Origin of the sequence: Burkholderia sp. 22313, assembly GCF_052045245.1 — a bacterium.
Taxonomy (GTDB): Bacteria; Pseudomonadota; Gammaproteobacteria; order Burkholderiales; family Burkholderiaceae; genus Burkholderia.
The window spans coordinates 251,391-265,227 of the sequence record NZ_JBQEON010000002.1 but is presented as its reverse complement, the minus strand read 5'-3'; the positions used below and the strand labels follow the sequence as shown (position 1 = coordinate 265,227).

Here is a 13,837-nt window from a genome sequence, read left to right as displayed (position 1 = left end):
GAAATGGCAGACATCGTGATCGTGGCGAGCGCATTCGGGATGGACCGCGTGCGCCAGCAGGGCCACCGTGCATTCATCGAGACCGCGGCCGCGGCCGGCGCGACCGGCTTCGAGGTGCGGCGCGAGCTGTTCGCATCGGAAGACGACTCGACGCCCGGCGCACTGGCCGCGCTCGGCACCGAACTCGCCGCGCACGGCTTGTGGCCGGTCTATTCGACGCCGGCCACGCTATACACGGAAACGGGCGCGCTCGACGCCGATGCGCTGCGCGACACGCTCGTGGAAGCCGACGCGCTCGGCGCGCGCTTCGTCAAGTTCCAGCTCGGCGGCTTCGCCGGCGACGCGCATGCGGCCGACATCGTCGCGCTGTCGCGCGGCGCCCGTGCCCGCGTGGTGGTCGAGAACGGCCAACTGCCGGTGGGCGGCGCGCTCGCGCAGTTCCGCGGGCTGTTCGATGCGCTGGCCGCGGCGGGCATGCCGGAGGCGCTCGGCATGACGTTCGACATCGGCAACTGGCAGTGGCCGGGCGAAGTGCCGCTTGCCTGCGCGCATGCCCTTGCGCCGCATGTCGAATACATTCATTGCAAGGCCGTCGTGGGCGAGGGCGCGCGTCGCTTTGCGGTGGCGCCGGCGCCGGGCGATCCGCTCGTCACGGGCGTGCTCGCGGTCCTGCCGCAAGCGGTGCCGCGCGGCATCGAGTTCCCGTTCGATGCCGCCGACCTGGCGGGCGATGCCGGTAGGCGCGTGGCGTGGCTCGCGGCCGCGTGACGCCGGAAGGATACGGAGGATTCACTCATGAAAGCAGCACTCGATGTCGTGACCTACGGCGAAGCGATGGCGATGTTCGTCGCCGCCGAGCCCGGCCACCTCGCGCACGCCGCGCAATTCACGAAGCGGATCGCGGGCGCTGACCTGAACGTCGCGATCGGCCTGTCGCGGCTCGGCTTCCGGGTCGGCTGGATGAGCCGGGTCGGCCGCGATTCGTTCGGCGGCTACGTGCTCGACACGCTTGCGCGAGAAGGCATCGACGCGTCGTGCGTCAGCGTCGATCCGTGCTATCCGACCGGCTTCCAGCTGAAGTCGCGCAACGACGACGGCAGCGACCCGACCGTCGAATATTTCCGCAAGGGCTCGGCCGCGAGCCGCCTGTCGTGCGACGACTACGTCGCCGACTACGTGCTCGGCGCGCGGCACCTGCACCTGACGGGCGTCGCGCCGGCGATCTCCGCGACGTCGTGCGAGCTTGCGTTCAAGCTGGCGCGCGAGATGCGCGCGGCCGGCAAGACGATCTCGTTCGATCCGAACCTGCGCCCGACGCTGTGGCCGTCGGCCGACGTGATGGCGAAGACGCTGAACGCGCTGGCGGCGCTGGCCGACTGGGTGCTGCCGGGCCTTGCCGAAGGGCAGCTGCTCACCGGGCACGACACGCCGGCCGGCATCGCGGGCTTCTACCTTGCACAAGGGGCGCGCGGCGTGGTGATCAAGCTGGGTGCCGAAGGGGCATACTTCCGCACGGCCGACGGCCGCGAGGGCACGGTGGCGGGCGAGCGCGTCGCGAACGTGGTCGACACGGTCGGCGCCGGCGATGGTTTCGCGGTCGGCGTGATCAGCGCGCTGCTGGACGGCCGCTGCGTCGAGCAGGCGGTCGCGCGCGGCAATCGCATCGGCGCGCTCGCGATCCAGGTGATCGGCGATTCGGAAGGGTTGCCGACCCGTGCGGCGCTCGATCGGCTCGAAAACGTCAGCAATCGCGCCGATCGCCTGGAGGAAACCGTCACCGCGCAATGAGAGGCCGGACACGGCACAATCCGCGGACTCATTTCGTGCTTCGCGCACGGTTTTGCATGAGGCCGGACCCGGCGCCCGACGCGTCGAAGCCGGTCGATTCCCGCAAGGACGGGACCGGAACCGGGCGGTTGACCCGCCTGCTTCGCTCTACCCAGGAGACACACTGATGGCAGCCAATCTCGCAGCACGACGCTGGTGGACGATCATGCCGATCGTCTTCATTACCTACAGCCTCGCCTACCTCGACCGCGCGAACTACGGGTTCGCGGCCGCCGCCGGCATCAACCAGGACCTCGGGATCAGCAAGGGCCTGTCGTCGCTGATCGGCGCGCTGTTCTTCCTCGGCTACTTCTTCTTCCAGATTCCCGGCGCGATCTATGCGGAGCGCCGCAGCGTCAAGAAACTCGTGTTCGTCAGCCTCGTGCTGTGGGGCGCGTGCGCGGCGCTCACGGGCGTGGTCACCAACATCCCGTCGCTGATGGCGATCCGCTTCGTGCTCGGCGTGGTGGAGGCGGCCGTGATGCCGGCGATGCTGATCTACATCAGCAACTGGTTCACGAAGAACGAGCGCTCGCGCGCGAACACGTTCCTGATCCTGGGCAACCCGGTCACCGTGCTGTGGATGTCGATCGTGTCGGGCTACCTGGTCCACGAATTCGGCTGGCGCCACATGTTCGTCGCCGAAGGCATTCCCGCCGTGATCTGGGCCGTGTGCTGGTGGTTCCTCGTGCAGGACAAGCCGGCGGATTCGCCGTGGCTGAACGCGCAGGAAAAGCGCGACCTCGACGCCGCGCTCGCGGCCGAGCAGGCGGCGATCAAGCCGGTGCGCAACTACGGCGAGGCATTCCGTTCGCCGGCCGTGATCAAGCTGTGCGCACAGTATTTCTGCTGGAGCATCGGCGTGTACGGTTTCGTGCTGTGGCTGCCGTCGATCGTCAAGAACGGCTCCGAGCTCGGGATGGTCGCGACCGGCTGGCTGTCGGCGCTGCCGTACCTCGCGGCGACGATCGCGATGCTGGTCGCGTCGTGGGCGTCCGACAAGGCCGGCTCGCGCCGCGGCTTCGTGTGGCCGTTCCTGCTGGTCGGCGCGGCTGCGTTCGCCGCATCGTATGCGCTCGGCTCGTCGCATTTCTGGATCTCGTATGCGCTGCTGGTCGTCGCGGGCGCCGCGATGTATGCACCGTACGGCCCGTTCTTCGCGATCGTGCCGGAGCTGCTGCCGAAGAACGTCGCCGGCGGCGCGATGGCGTTGATCAACAGCATGGGCGCGCTCGGCTCGTTCGTCGGCTCGTATTTCGTCGGCTACCTGAACGGTGCGACCGGCTCGCCCCTCGCGTCGTATGCGTTCATGAGCGCCGCGCTCGTCGCCGCGGTGATCCTCACGCTGTCCGTCAAACCCCAGGCGCGCGATGCGCATTCGCTCGCGGCGCCGCTGCAAGGAAAATGAAAACGATGAAGCCTCGTATCGTCGCGTACAAGCCGCTGCCCGATGACGTTCTCGCGTACCTGCGCGAGCACGCGGCGCTCGTGCAGGCCGACGGCGCCGATGCGCTCGCCGACGCGCTCGGCGACGCGGACGGTGCGATCGGCGCGAGCCTGAAGGTCACGCCGCAGATGCTCGATCGCGCGCCGCGGCTGAAGGCCTGGTCGACGATCTCGGTCGGCTACGACAACTTCGACGTCGCCGATCTCACGCGGCGCGGCATCGTGCTCGCGCATACGCCCGACGTGCTGACCGAATCGACCGCCGACACCGTGTTCTCGCTGATCCTCGCGTCCGCGCGGCGCGTGGTCGAGCTGGCGGAGTGGGTGAAGGCCGGCCACTGGCAGCGCAGCATCGGCCCGGACCTGTACGGCACCGACGTGCAGGGCAAGACGCTCGGCATCGTCGGGCTCGGGCGGATCGGCGGGGCGGTCGCGCGCCGCGCGGCGCTCGGTTTCCGGATGCAGGTGCTGTACACGAACCGTTCCGCGCACGCGGAAGCCGAGACGCAGTACGGCGCGCGCCGCGTGTCGCTCGACGAACTGCTCGCGCAGTCGGATTTCGTGTGCCTGCAGGTGCCGCTGTCGCCGCAAACGCATCACCTGATCGGCGCGGCCGAATTCGCGAAGATGAAGCGCGGCGCGATCCTGATCAACGCGTCGCGCGGCCCGGTGGTCGACGAGGCCGCGCTGATCGACGCGCTGCGTGCGGGCACGATCCGCGGCGCGGGGCTCGACGTGTTCGAGAAGGAGCCGTTGCCGGCGGATTCGCCGCTGCTGCGGATGCGCAACGTGGTCGCGCTGCCGCATATCGGCTCGGCGACGCACGAGACGCGCCATGCGATGGCGCGCTGCGCCGCGGAAAACCTGGTCGGCGCGCTGGCCGGCACGCTGCGCACGAACCTCGTCAATCCGGACGCGCGCGCCTGAACGGCGCTGGCCGGCTGGCGGGGCCGTTAGAGTCGATGGTCTTGGTGCGGGAGGGCAGGCTGCGTTATGATCGCCCGCTCGTCGCATCGACGACCCGGCCACGCGGCCGGCGGCGTCCGGCGACGGCATCCGTGCCAGATCCGGCGCGGCCGCTCGCCGTTCGTTTCAGGCGACCGGGGCGGGCGTGAACGCGCCGGCTTCGGTTTGCCGAGAAGCGCGGGAACAGCGGCGTGCGCCGGGTGGCTTTCGTATCCAACAACAAAGGTCCGTCCGCACACGAAGCGGCGCGGATCGTACGTCGCGAGGCACGACTTGAGCGATTCGCAACCTTCCACGCAGCGTCCGGCGACGATCAGCGACGTCGCACGCGAAGCCGGCACGGGCAAGACCAGCGTATCGCGCTATCTGAACGGCGAGACGCACGTGCTGTCCGCCGATCTGCGCCAGCGGATCGAGACGGCGATCGCGCGCCTCAACTACCGGCCGAACCAGATGGCGCGCGGGCTGAAGCGCGGCCGCAACCGGCTGCTTGGCATGCTCGCGGCCGACCTGACCAATCCGTATACCGTCGAAGTGCTGCAGGGCGTCGAGGCCGCGTGCCACGCGCTCGGCTACATGCCGCTCATCTGTCACGCGGCGAATGAAGTCGAGATGGAGCGGCGCTTCCTGCAGCTGCTCACGACCTACCGGGTCGAAGGGCTGATCGTCAACGCGCTCGGCGCCGAGGAAGACGTGCTGCGCCCGCTGCGCGGCGGCGGCATCCCGGCCGTGCTGGTCGACCGCACCGTCGAGGGCTTCGAGGCCGACCTGATCGGGCTCGACAACACCGATGCGATCGAGACGGCGCTCGCGCACCTGATCGCGCGCGGCTTCGATGCGATCCATTTCGTCGTGCAGCCGTTCGAGCAGGTCAGCTCGCGGCGTTTGCGCGAGGCCGCGTTCCGCACGGCGCTTGGCGCGCGCGGGCTGCCGGTGCCGCCGCCGGTCGTGCTCGACCTGAACGAACCCGAGGCGGTCGCGGCGGCGCTCGCCGGCCTCGACGCGCGCATCGACGACGCGGCGCGGCGCGGCGTGCGTGCCGCGCTGTTCGCCGCGAACGCGCCGGTCGCGCTGGCGATCGCGCGCCATCTGCGCGCGCGTTTCGGCGCCGCGTGGCAGGACAAGGCCGCGCTGCTGTCGATCGACGATCCGGAGTGGGCTGAACTGATCGGCATCACGACGATCCGCCAGCCGACCTACGAGATCGGCTACAAGGCCGTCGAATTCGTGCACGAGCGGATCGACGGCGCGGCCGGCGACGTGCGCGTCGCGATGCTGCCGGGCGAGCTGATTGCGCGCGCGTCGACTGCAAGCTGAGTATCATTCGGGGCACGCAGCGCGCCAGGTGCGCTGCCCCGAACAAGGAAATACATGACTGTCGCTCCCGTCACGCTGGCGGTGCTGATCGCCGCCACGCTGATCATCGCGCTACTGCCGTTCGTTCTCTTCCGTACCCTGCGCAAGCCGCTTGCGCTCGACCGCCGCGACATGATCGTCGGCGTCGCCGTCTTCACGCTGTTCGCGATGATCGTCGAACGCGCCTTCCATGGCCTCGTGCTGAGCCAGACGCCCGCCGGCGGCTGGCTCACGCAGCCGCTCGCGTTCGTCGCGTACAGCGCGCTCGCGACCGCCGTGTTCGAGGAACTCGGCCGCTATCTCGGGATGCGCTTCCTGAACCGCCGCTACGGCGCGTCGGCCGGCGACGGGCGCGGCATCGGCTACGGGATCGGTCATGCGGGTGCCGAAGCCTGGTTCGTCGGCGTGCTCGTGTGGGGCCAGTGGTCGTATCTCGCGTGGCTCGCGAGCCGCGGGCAGCTCGAGACGCAGCTCGCGGACCTGCCGGGCGATACGGTCGTGCGGCTGCACGTGATGCTGGCGACGCTGTCGGCGCAGTCGATCCTGCTGTTGCTGCTCGAGCGCTGCTCGGGATTCGTGGTGCAGCTTGCGCTGTCGGTGCTGGTCTGGCGCGGCGTGCGCGCCGGCCGCGCGGGGGTGCTGCCGCTCGCGATCGTGCTGCATGCGCTGGCGGTCGCGCCGGCGCTGCTGTACCAGGTGCGCGTGCTGCCGGCCGGATGGCTCGAGGCCGTGTATTTCGTTCTGGCGGCGCTCCTGATCGTCGTACTGGCGAAGACGTGCCGGTCGCCGCGCGCGGCAGCCTGACGGGAGAGACGAAATGGACGACTATCTGATCGAATGCCAGAGCGCTGAATTCGACGCGCTCGCGCGCGTGATCTGCGATCTCTTTCCGGAGCAGACGCGTTTTGCCGAAAGCAGCGACGAACGCGGGCGGTTCCTGTCCGTGCAGTGGCTCGCGATGCGTTTCGGCTCGACGCCGAAGCGGATGACGCTCGACATCCGGATCGTGCCGGCCGCGCTGGCGCGCTATGTGGCACTCAGGCCGATGCAGCGTGCGCGTAGCCATGCGGTGCTGCATGCGTACACGGAAGCGATGCTGGGCTCGCTCGAGGAGCGGCACGCGGCTGGCGAGGCGGTCGAACGCGACGCCGAACTCGTGCTTGACGAAGATTTTGCCTGAGCGCTGACGTGCGCGCCGGCGTGTGGCCGGCGCGGCACGTTATGCGTTACGCGTCGCGGTAGACCTGCGCGAAACGCTGCGCCTGCACGACGCCGTAGTCGCCCGGTGCGTACTGCATCACCCAGTCGCCGGCGCTGCCGCGCAGCGTGTCGCCGTTTTCCGAGCGGGCGATCGTGAACGGCTCGTCCATCCGGCGGGCGAGCACGACGGCCGGCCGGTTCCGGTAGGCGCCCGGTGCGCCGTGCGCGAGCGCCGGATCGGCGGGCAAGTACTTCGGATCGAAGCGCGCGCGCGACACGACCCAGCGGTCGCCGGTCGAGCCGGTGATCAGCGCGTCGCCCGCGACATAGCGGTTCGGGCCTTCGAGGCTCATCAGTTCACCGTCGGCTTGCGCGAAGGCGACCGTGACGGTTTCGTCCTTGACGACGCGACGGGCCTGCGGGTCGGTACGCAGATCGAGGTGCTTGAGTTCGAGCATGGCGGGGGAAGTGCGGGAAAAGCCGGGAGCTTATCCCGAATTCGACGCGCCGTGTGACGCGCCGAATGCCCGCGGGATGCGCGGCGCCGTTCTGCCCGTGCGGGCCGCGCGGCGCCGGCGAGGCGGGCGTCAGGGTTGGGCCGGTGCGCTGGCGGCCGGCGCGGCGGCTGCCTTGCCTTCCTTTTTGGCCTTGCCCTTGCCGCGGTGTTCGCCGCCGTGATGCAGCCAGCTGCGGAACGTCGTGTCGGCCAGCGCCTTCTGGTCGGCCGGGAAGCTCGCGTAGAGCGGCGCGAATGCGTCGGCGAGCTTCTTCGCGCCGTCTGCGTTCGCCTGCGCGAGTTCCGCGTACTGCTTCATGTCGTCGACCGCGGACGCGTTGTGGCTTTCCATCCGTTCACGATAGAGGCGGCCCATCGTGTCGCCGTTCTCGCGCATCGTGTCGGCGAACGTCTTCCATTGCGGCTCCTGCGCCGACGTGATCTTCAACTGGTCGTGCAGGTACTTGATGCGCTGCTCGATGCGCGCTTCGTGGCGCGCCGCACGCTGCTCGGCGCTTGGCGCCGACGCGGCGGCGGCCGTGGCGGTGACCGAGGCGGGCTGCGGTTGCGGCTGGGTCTGCGCGAATGCGCCGGCCGTCACGGCGAGCATGGCGAGGGTGAGCGAGATTTTCTTCATGGTTGGCTCTCCGGGGTGGTGTCGTGCGAGCGGGCGCGGCGGCCAGTGCCGCAAGCGCGCATCTCGCGTCGCCCACTATTAGTAGCACGTTGCATGCAGCGCGGCAGCGAAAGCGACACTTGCTTACATCCGATACGTATCGAAATTGAAAGGGACATGGCGGGTGAGCGACGGACGGCGATGCTCGCCCGGTGCGCGGGCGTCGCATGCGATCGAGGCGGGTGGCGCGAGCGGCGGCGGGCGCGACGTCGCGATGCTGTTTGGGCGTGCCGGCGTTCGGCGCTATCATCGCGTCACTTTCCATTTCGCCGGCGCGTTGCACGCCGGCCCAGCCTCATGCGTCCACCTCGCCTCGACCAACTCGACGACCTCGACCGGCAACTCGTCGCGCTGCTGCAAGCGGATGCGCGCGCAAGCGTCGCCGATCTCGCGCGGCAACTCGACGTCGCGCGCACGACGGTCGTCGCGCGCATCGCGCGGCTCGAGCGTACGAACGTGATCGCCGGATACAGCGTGCGGCTCGGACAGGACGTGCTCGACGCGAGCATTTACGCGTATGTCGGCATCATCCTCACGCCGAAGTTCGGCAAGGACGTGCTGCGCAAGCTCGACCGGATGCCCGAGGTGCAGCTGCTGTGCGCGGTGAGCGGCGAATACGACTATGTCGCGTGGCTGCGTGCCGATTCGCCCGAGCGGCTCAACGACCTGCTCGACCAGATCGGCACGCTCGAAGGCGTCGAGCGCACGACGACGTCGATCATTCTGTCGCGCAAGATCGATCGCGGCACGATCGGCGGATGACGTATCGCAAGCGGCGTCGCGCGTGATGCCGCGGCTCCGCGATTCGAGTCGTCGCGCCGGTTTTTCCTTCTTGACCTTCCTTTAACGCCTGCGGTGTGCGCCGTAGGGGGGGCGTTGCCTTGCGCATCGCCGCTCCACCGCGCCGGCGTCGTTGCGTCGATTGCAGGCATGAGCATGCGCAGCGATGCCTTCGCCTTCGTCTGCGTCCATCCCGTTTTGCGTGTTCCTTCCTGTTTGTCCAGACCGTCCAGACACGTCCGCCGCGGCCGGTGTGCGGCGCGTCATAGACGCGATTTTTAGACGATTTGGTCGTTGTGACGAAAAGTGTCGTCAATTCGTCGAATTTATTGGTCGTTTCGCATCATTCTTGGTCTTGGAACTGATTTTGCGCGTCCCTAAACTGTGTTCATGGCTCGACGCCGTACACCAACACCAAACTCATCATCAGGAGATAAGCGCATGAAAATCGCCATCGTCGGCGCAGGTCTGATCGGCCACACCATTGCTCACATGCTGCGTGAAACGGGCGACTACGAAGTCGTCGCGTTCGACCGTGACGCGGATGCGCTCGCCAAGCTGTCGCGTGAAGGCATCGCGACGCAACGCGTCGATTCGGCCGACGCCAATGCGATCCGTGAAGCCGTGAAGGGCTTCGATGCGCTCGTCAACGCGCTGCCGTACTACCTCGCGGTCAACGTTGCCGCAGCGGCGAAGGCAGCCGGCGTCCATTACTTCGACCTGACCGAAGACGTGCGCGCCACCCACGCGATCCGCGAACTGGCCGACGGCTCGGACCGCGCGTTCATGCCGCAGTGCGGCCTCGCGCCGGGCTTCATCGGCATCGCCGCACACGAGCTCGTGAACGGCTTCAGCGAAGTGCGCGACGTGAAGATGCGCGTCGGCGCGCTGCCCGAGTATCCGACCAACGCACTGAAGTACAACCTGACGTGGAGCGTCGACGGCCTGATCAACGAATACTGCCAGCCGTGCGAAGCGATCCGCGACGGTCGCAAGCAGTGGGTGCAGCCGCTCGAAGGCCTCGAACACTTCTCGCTCGACGGCACCGAATACGAAGCGTTCAACACGTCGGGCGGCCTGGGCACGTTGTGCGAGACGCTGTCGGGCAAGGTCGAGACGCTCGACTACAAGTCGGTCCGCTATCCGGGCCACCGCGAACTCGTGCAATTCCTGCTCGAGGACCTGCGCCTGTCGAGCGACCGCGACACGCTGAAGTCGATCATGCGCCGCGCGGTGCCGTCGACGAAGCAGGACGTCGTGCTCGTGTTCGTCACGGTGACGGGCGTGAAGGACGGCCAGCTCGTGCAGGACGTGTTCACGCGCAAGATTTTCGCGAAGGACGTGTGCGGGATGCACATGAGCGCGATCCAGATCACGACGGCCGGCGCGATGTGCGCGGTGCTCGACCTGTTCCGCGAAAAGAAGCTGCCGCAGAGCGGTTTCATCCCGCAGGAAAAAGTATCGCTGAAGGCATTCCTCGCGAACCGCTTCGGCAAGCTGTACGAAGGCGGCACGATGGAGCGTGTGCACGAAGTCGCCTGACGAACGGTCTACGGTACGAGGGTCGTACGACGCCGGGAGCGCAACAGCGCTTCCGGCGTTGTTTTTTTCAGCTTGTCGAAGTGCAGCGAAGCCGGGCGGGGCGCGCCGCTCGTCAGGCCGGCAGCGGCGGGACGAGCGTTGCCCGGGGGGCGGGCGGTGCGATGCGGTACAGCAGCATATCGATGTCCGCGTCGGACGGCGCGGTGTTGTCGAACATCACGATGCCGTCGCATTCATGGCCGGTCGGCACGAAGCGGCGTTGCCGGTATTCGTCCCAGTGCGCGAGCTTGTACGCATCGTTCGGATTGCCGCGCGCGACGATTCGTGCGTGCGCGACGTCTTCCGCCGTATGGACCCAGACGACCGTCAGCGCGACGTCCGGCCCGATGCCGAGCCACGCGCGATCGAGGATGCGACGGTCACGCACTTCACGCGACAGCGGGCCGACCACGAGCGCGCCGATGCCGAGCGCGAGGTTCTCGCGGGCCGTGTCGAGCAGCCCCTGGTATTCGGGATCGCGCAGATGCTTCAGGTAGAGCGGGCTGTCGCGGTCGTTCGGGTCGGAGGTGAGGGCGCCCATCGCGGCCGAGCTGTAGCGGCCGTAGAGCGTGTCCTTGTCGAGCAGGCAGAAAGCCTCGCCGGTCGCGCGCATCAGCGGCCCGATCAGCCGTTTCGCGAGCGTGGTCTTGCCGGTGCCGGCATGACCGCAGAAGAACACCAGGTGCGTCACGAATACCGGCTCCCCGAATTCGCGCGCGATGCGTCGGTGCGCGGGTCGCCGCGCGAGAACACTTCCGCCTCCAGCCACATCGCGTTGATGATGCCGAAACCGAGCGCCACGCCGATGCCGAGTATCCACGAGAAATACCACATGGGTCTGTCTCCTTGACGGTTGGGCCGCACGGCCGTGCCGCGCGCCTGTCGAAGCGATGCCGGGCGCGTGCCGCGGCGCATGCAATCCGATCATGACCAATATCGACGCGCCGCGCAAGCCGGGCCGCGCGTGCGGCAAACCGGTAAACTGACGCGAAAACGGCAACATCACGGACAACATGCTGATCAACTGTGCTGCATACCAGGACGGCCGCAAGCTGGCCGACATCGACATCGACGCCATCAGCGACTACGTGTCGAAGCCCGAGTGTTTCGTGTGGGTCGCGCTGAAGGATCCGACGCCGGACGAGATCGATCTGATGGGCGAGGAGTTCGGGCTGCACGAGCTCGCGCTCGAGGATGCCCGCAAGGGGCATCAGCGCCCGAAGATCGAGGAATACGGCGATTCGCTGTTCGCCGTGCTGCATACGGTCGAGCTCGACGACGATGGCGAATTCAAGGTTGGCGAGCTGAACGTGTTCGTCGGCCCGAACTACGTGCTGTCGATCCGCAACCATACCGAGCAGGACTTCCGCGACGTGCGCAAGCGCTGCGAGCGCGAACCGCATCTGCTGGAGGAAGGGTCGGCGTTCGTCTTCTATGCGTTGATGGACCAGGTCGTCGATCGTTATTTCCCGATCCTCGAGACGCTCGGCAACGAGCTCGAGGAACTCGAGGATCGCATCTTCACGAAGGCTACGCCCGCATCGTCGCGCGCGATCATCGAGGACCTCTATTCGCTGAAACGCCGGCTCGTGATGCTGTACCAGCACACGGCGCCGCTGATCGAGCCGCTCGCGAAGCTCACCGGCGGCCGCATCCCGCAGGTCTGCAGCGGGATGGAGCACTACTTCCGCGACGTGTACGACCATCTGCAGCGGATCGTGAAGACGATCGAAGGGCGGCGCGAGATGGTCGTGACCGCGATTCAGGTGAACCTCGGAATGATCTCGCTCGCGGAGAACGAGGTGACCAAGCGGCTCGGATCGTTCGCCGCGCTGTTCGCGATTCCGACGATGATCGCCGGCATATACGGGATGAACTTCGCGAACATGCCCGAACTGCACCTGAAGTACGGCTTCTACGGCTGCATTGCGGTGATGCTCGCGGCCGATCTCGCGCTGTGGTGGCGGTTCAAGCGGGCGGGGTGGCTGTAGCCCCCGCCGTGCACGGTCAGCTCGGTGCGTGCTTGCCGACCACGACGCGCCACGGCCGCACGCGCCAGGATTTGACGAGGCCGTTCTGCACGTACGGATCGGCGCGCGCGAACGATTCGGCGGCTTCCGGCGAATCGCCTTCGAACACGAGCACGGCCTGGTCGGCCGGATCCTGCAGTGCGCCGGCGAGCACGAGCTCGCCGCGTTCGGTTGCCGCCCGCGCGAGTGCAAGGTGTTGGGCGCGGTACTGTTCGCGCCGGGTCAGGTAGTCGTCGACGAGTTCGTAGATCAGCTGGTAATGCATGGTCGCTCCCGGAGTCGGTCGCCGCGGAGGCTGGGCGGTCGGCTCAGTATAGGACACGGGTCGGTCTTTGTCGGCGCAGTTTGCGGTGGCTGTCCGCAGCGCGTTGCGATGATCCCGGATGGCGCTTGCGCCGTCGTGCCCCTTCTAAAATGCAACTAACGGTCTATTGCTGGCTCCCCGTCGCATTGGTTTGCGCGATCGCGCCGGAACGCGCATCGCCGGATTTGTCTTCAGGAATAGCCGGTGGACGAGCGTAATCCGGGCCTCGATTTCACATGCCGGCGAGGGCGGCCGGGTTGCCGGAAAAGGGGCCGAAGCCGGGCTGCGGTCGATCCGGCGGGCGCTGCGCGAGGGCGTTTCCATTGGCCGCAATGCGACCTATGCTGAACGAATCCGGAGCGAACTTCGTTCGCCCGATTCGTTCAGACGAGGTGTGCCATGCCTGTATCTGCCACCCTGCAGGATTGCCTGCGCCAGAAGTCATCGCGGTACGAAGTCCTGTACCACCCGTATAGCCATACCAGCATGGAGACGGCCGCCGCCGCACATATCCCCGGCGATCGCCTCGCGAAAACCGTGCTGCTCGAGGACGACGAAGGCTACGTCGCCGCCGTGCTGCCGACGTCGCACGCGGTGCGGCTGTCGGACCTCTGGGTCAAGACCGGCCGGCATCTCGTGCTCGCCAGGGAAATCGAACTGCGTGAACTGTTCAAGGATTGCGACATGGGCGCGTTGCCGCCGGTGTGCATGGCCTACGGGATGAAGACGTTTCTCGAGGAGCATCTCGCGCAGCAGCCGGAAGTGTATTTCGAGGCCGGTGACCACGAAGCGCTGATCCACATGATGCAGGACGAGTTCCTGTCGCTGATGGAGACGGCCGAGCGTGCGCATTTCTCGCACAAGATGCAGGGGATGTGGGTGTCCTGATTGGCTTGTTGCGGGAGGTTCGAAAAGGACGGCGTCTGGTGGGTGGACGCCGGGGACGTCGCGTGTCAGCGGGTTTTGCCGGTGTCTTGTCAAGGCTGGAAAAAGAGGATTTCGTGATCGGTGAGGCGGATTCTGGCGGGCGTCCGGGACGGATTTCAGGGATGTTTTCGGGTGAATTGGTGATTTGACATAATCATAATTATCGAAGTTAAAATGTGTAGCAGCCGTATCCTAATGTCGTGTTCTGGCTATTTACAGATGTCGTGTTTTTGACTGCTGGCATGCTG

16 protein-coding genes are annotated in these 13,837 nt (G+C 67.2%); 11 read left to right on the top strand and 5 right to left on the bottom strand.

Annotation, left to right across the window (positions count from 1 at the left end; translation table 11 throughout):
* The first annotated feature begins 3 nt into the window (after positions 1–3).
* The 7 genes from ACTJKF_RS02955 (at position 4) to ACTJKF_RS02925 (ending at position 6,775) form a co-directional block, all read left to right on the top strand.
* Positions 4–768 (top strand): sugar phosphate isomerase/epimerase, encoded by a 765-nt coding sequence (locus ACTJKF_RS02955; protein WP_440622052.1) that lies wholly within the window; start codon positions 4–6, stop codon positions 766–768.
* Between the two features lie 27 nt (positions 769–795).
* The gene (locus ACTJKF_RS02950; RefSeq protein ID WP_440622051.1) at positions 796–1,788 is read left to right on the top strand and encodes a sugar kinase; all 993 of its coding nucleotides are present in this window, start codon (positions 796–798) and stop codon (positions 1,786–1,788) included.
* A 166-nt stretch (positions 1,789–1,954) separates the two neighbouring features.
* Positions 1,955–3,235 carry an MFS transporter gene (locus ACTJKF_RS02945; protein ID WP_440622050.1) on the top strand — a complete coding sequence of 427 codons (1,281 nt, stop codon included), beginning with the start codon at positions 1,955–1,957 and terminating at the stop codon, positions 3,233–3,235.
* A gap of 5 nt (positions 3,236–3,240) precedes the next feature.
* Positions 3,241–4,200: an NAD(P)-dependent oxidoreductase gene (locus tag ACTJKF_RS02940; protein WP_440622049.1), complete on the top strand. Its 960-nt coding sequence runs from the start codon at positions 3,241–3,243 to the stop codon at positions 4,198–4,200.
* A gap of 312 nt (positions 4,201–4,512) precedes the next feature.
* Positions 4,513–5,556, top strand: coding sequence for a LacI family DNA-binding transcriptional regulator (locus ACTJKF_RS02935; protein ID WP_440622048.1), 1,044 nt, complete (start codon positions 4,513–4,515; stop codon positions 5,554–5,556).
* Between the two features lie 54 nt (positions 5,557–5,610).
* Entirely contained in the window at positions 5,611–6,399 is a 789-nt protein-coding gene (locus ACTJKF_RS02930; protein WP_440622047.1) for a YhfC family intramembrane metalloprotease, read from the top strand.
* A gap of 13 nt (positions 6,400–6,412) precedes the next feature.
* Positions 6,413–6,775: a DUF3022 domain-containing protein gene (locus tag ACTJKF_RS02925; RefSeq protein ID WP_440622046.1), complete on the top strand. Its 363-nt coding sequence runs from the start codon at positions 6,413–6,415 to the stop codon at positions 6,773–6,775.
* 46 nt (positions 6,776–6,821) lie between these two features.
* Here ACTJKF_RS02925 and ACTJKF_RS02920 read toward each other — a convergent pair whose 3' ends face one another.
* Together ACTJKF_RS02920 and ACTJKF_RS02915 are read right to left on the bottom strand one after the other, a co-directional pair.
* Positions 6,822–7,253: a PGDYG domain-containing protein gene (locus ACTJKF_RS02920; RefSeq protein ID WP_440622045.1), complete on the bottom strand. Its 432-nt coding sequence runs from the start codon at positions 7,251–7,253 to the stop codon at positions 6,822–6,824.
* Positions 7,254–7,382: 129 nt separating this feature from the next.
* Positions 7,383–7,928, bottom strand: coding sequence for a Spy/CpxP family protein refolding chaperone (locus tag ACTJKF_RS02915; protein WP_440622044.1), 546 nt, complete (start codon positions 7,926–7,928; stop codon positions 7,383–7,385).
* 336 nt (positions 7,929–8,264) lie between these two features.
* On the opposite strand from ACTJKF_RS02915, the gene ACTJKF_RS02910 reads away from it, so the two are divergent.
* Entirely contained in the window at positions 8,265–8,729 is a 465-nt protein-coding gene (locus ACTJKF_RS02910; protein WP_006481526.1) for an Lrp/AsnC family transcriptional regulator, read from the top strand.
* 459 nt (positions 8,730–9,188) lie between these two features.
* Positions 9,189–10,289 (top strand): saccharopine dehydrogenase family protein, encoded by a 1,101-nt coding sequence (locus tag ACTJKF_RS02905; protein ID WP_040144221.1) that lies wholly within the window; start codon positions 9,189–9,191, stop codon positions 10,287–10,289.
* Between the two features lie 112 nt (positions 10,290–10,401).
* Here the strand turns inward: ACTJKF_RS02905 and ACTJKF_RS02900 are convergent, their stop codons facing one another.
* Both ACTJKF_RS02900 and cydX read right to left on the bottom strand, forming a co-directional pair.
* Complete coding sequence (locus tag ACTJKF_RS02900; RefSeq protein ID WP_440622043.1) at positions 10,402–11,019, bottom strand: AAA family ATPase; 618 nt, start codon at positions 11,017–11,019, stop codon at positions 10,402–10,404.
* Entirely contained in the window at positions 11,016–11,162 is a 147-nt protein-coding gene (gene cydX / locus ACTJKF_RS02895; protein WP_440622042.1) for a cytochrome bd-I oxidase subunit CydX, read from the bottom strand. The genes ACTJKF_RS02900 and cydX overlap by 4 nt, the downstream gene beginning before the upstream one ends.
* 179 nt (positions 11,163–11,341) lie before the next feature.
* Between cydX and corA the strand changes: the two genes are divergently transcribed.
* A complete protein-coding gene (gene corA, locus ACTJKF_RS02890) occupies positions 11,342–12,319 on the top strand; it encodes a magnesium/cobalt transporter CorA (RefSeq protein ID WP_440622041.1) in 978 nt (325 codons plus the stop codon).
* A gap of 16 nt (positions 12,320–12,335) precedes the next feature.
* Here the strand turns inward: corA and ACTJKF_RS02885 are convergent, their stop codons facing one another.
* Positions 12,336–12,623, bottom strand: coding sequence for a YciI-like protein (locus tag ACTJKF_RS02885; RefSeq protein WP_440622040.1), 288 nt, complete (start codon positions 12,621–12,623; stop codon positions 12,336–12,338).
* 438 nt (positions 12,624–13,061) lie between these two features.
* Here ACTJKF_RS02885 and ACTJKF_RS02880 point away from each other — a divergent pair, with 438 nt between their 5' ends.
* On the top strand, positions 13,062–13,550 hold the full coding sequence (locus tag ACTJKF_RS02880) for an aminoacyl-tRNA deacylase (RefSeq protein WP_440622039.1): 489 nt from the start codon (positions 13,062–13,064) through the stop codon (positions 13,548–13,550).
* Positions 13,551–13,837 lie beyond the last annotated feature (287 nt).

Coding starts and splice junctions, on each gene's coding strand:
- ACTJKF_RS02955 (WP_440622052.1), top strand. CDS start 4: ATGGCAGACATCGTGATCGTGGCGAGCGCATTCGGGATGGACCGCGTG.
- ACTJKF_RS02950 (WP_440622051.1), top strand. CDS start 796: ATGAAAGCAGCACTCGATGTCGTGACCTACGGCGAAGCGATGGCGATG.
- ACTJKF_RS02945 (WP_440622050.1), top strand. CDS start 1,955: ATGGCAGCCAATCTCGCAGCACGACGCTGGTGGACGATCATGCCGATC.
- ACTJKF_RS02940 (WP_440622049.1), top strand. CDS start 3,241: ATGAAGCCTCGTATCGTCGCGTACAAGCCGCTGCCCGATGACGTTCTC.
- ACTJKF_RS02930 (WP_440622047.1), top strand. CDS start 5,611: ATGACTGTCGCTCCCGTCACGCTGGCGGTGCTGATCGCCGCCACGCTG.
- ACTJKF_RS02925 (WP_440622046.1), top strand. CDS start 6,413: ATGGACGACTATCTGATCGAATGCCAGAGCGCTGAATTCGACGCGCTC.
- ACTJKF_RS02920 (WP_440622045.1), bottom strand. CDS start 7,253: ATGCTCGAACTCAAGCACCTCGATCTGCGTACCGACCCGCAGGCCCGT.
- ACTJKF_RS02915 (WP_440622044.1), bottom strand. CDS start 7,928: ATGAAGAAAATCTCGCTCACCCTCGCCATGCTCGCCGTGACGGCCGGC.
- ACTJKF_RS02910 (WP_006481526.1), top strand. CDS start 8,265: ATGCGTCCACCTCGCCTCGACCAACTCGACGACCTCGACCGGCAACTC.
- ACTJKF_RS02905 (WP_040144221.1), top strand. CDS start 9,189: ATGAAAATCGCCATCGTCGGCGCAGGTCTGATCGGCCACACCATTGCT.
- cydX (WP_440622042.1), bottom strand. CDS start 11,162: ATGTGGTATTTCTCGTGGATACTCGGCATCGGCGTGGCGCTCGGTTTC.
- corA (WP_440622041.1), top strand. CDS start 11,342: ATGCTGATCAACTGTGCTGCATACCAGGACGGCCGCAAGCTGGCCGAC.
- ACTJKF_RS02885 (WP_440622040.1), bottom strand. CDS start 12,623: ATGCATTACCAGCTGATCTACGAACTCGTCGACGACTACCTGACCCGG.
- ACTJKF_RS02880 (WP_440622039.1), top strand. CDS start 13,062: ATGCCTGTATCTGCCACCCTGCAGGATTGCCTGCGCCAGAAGTCATCG.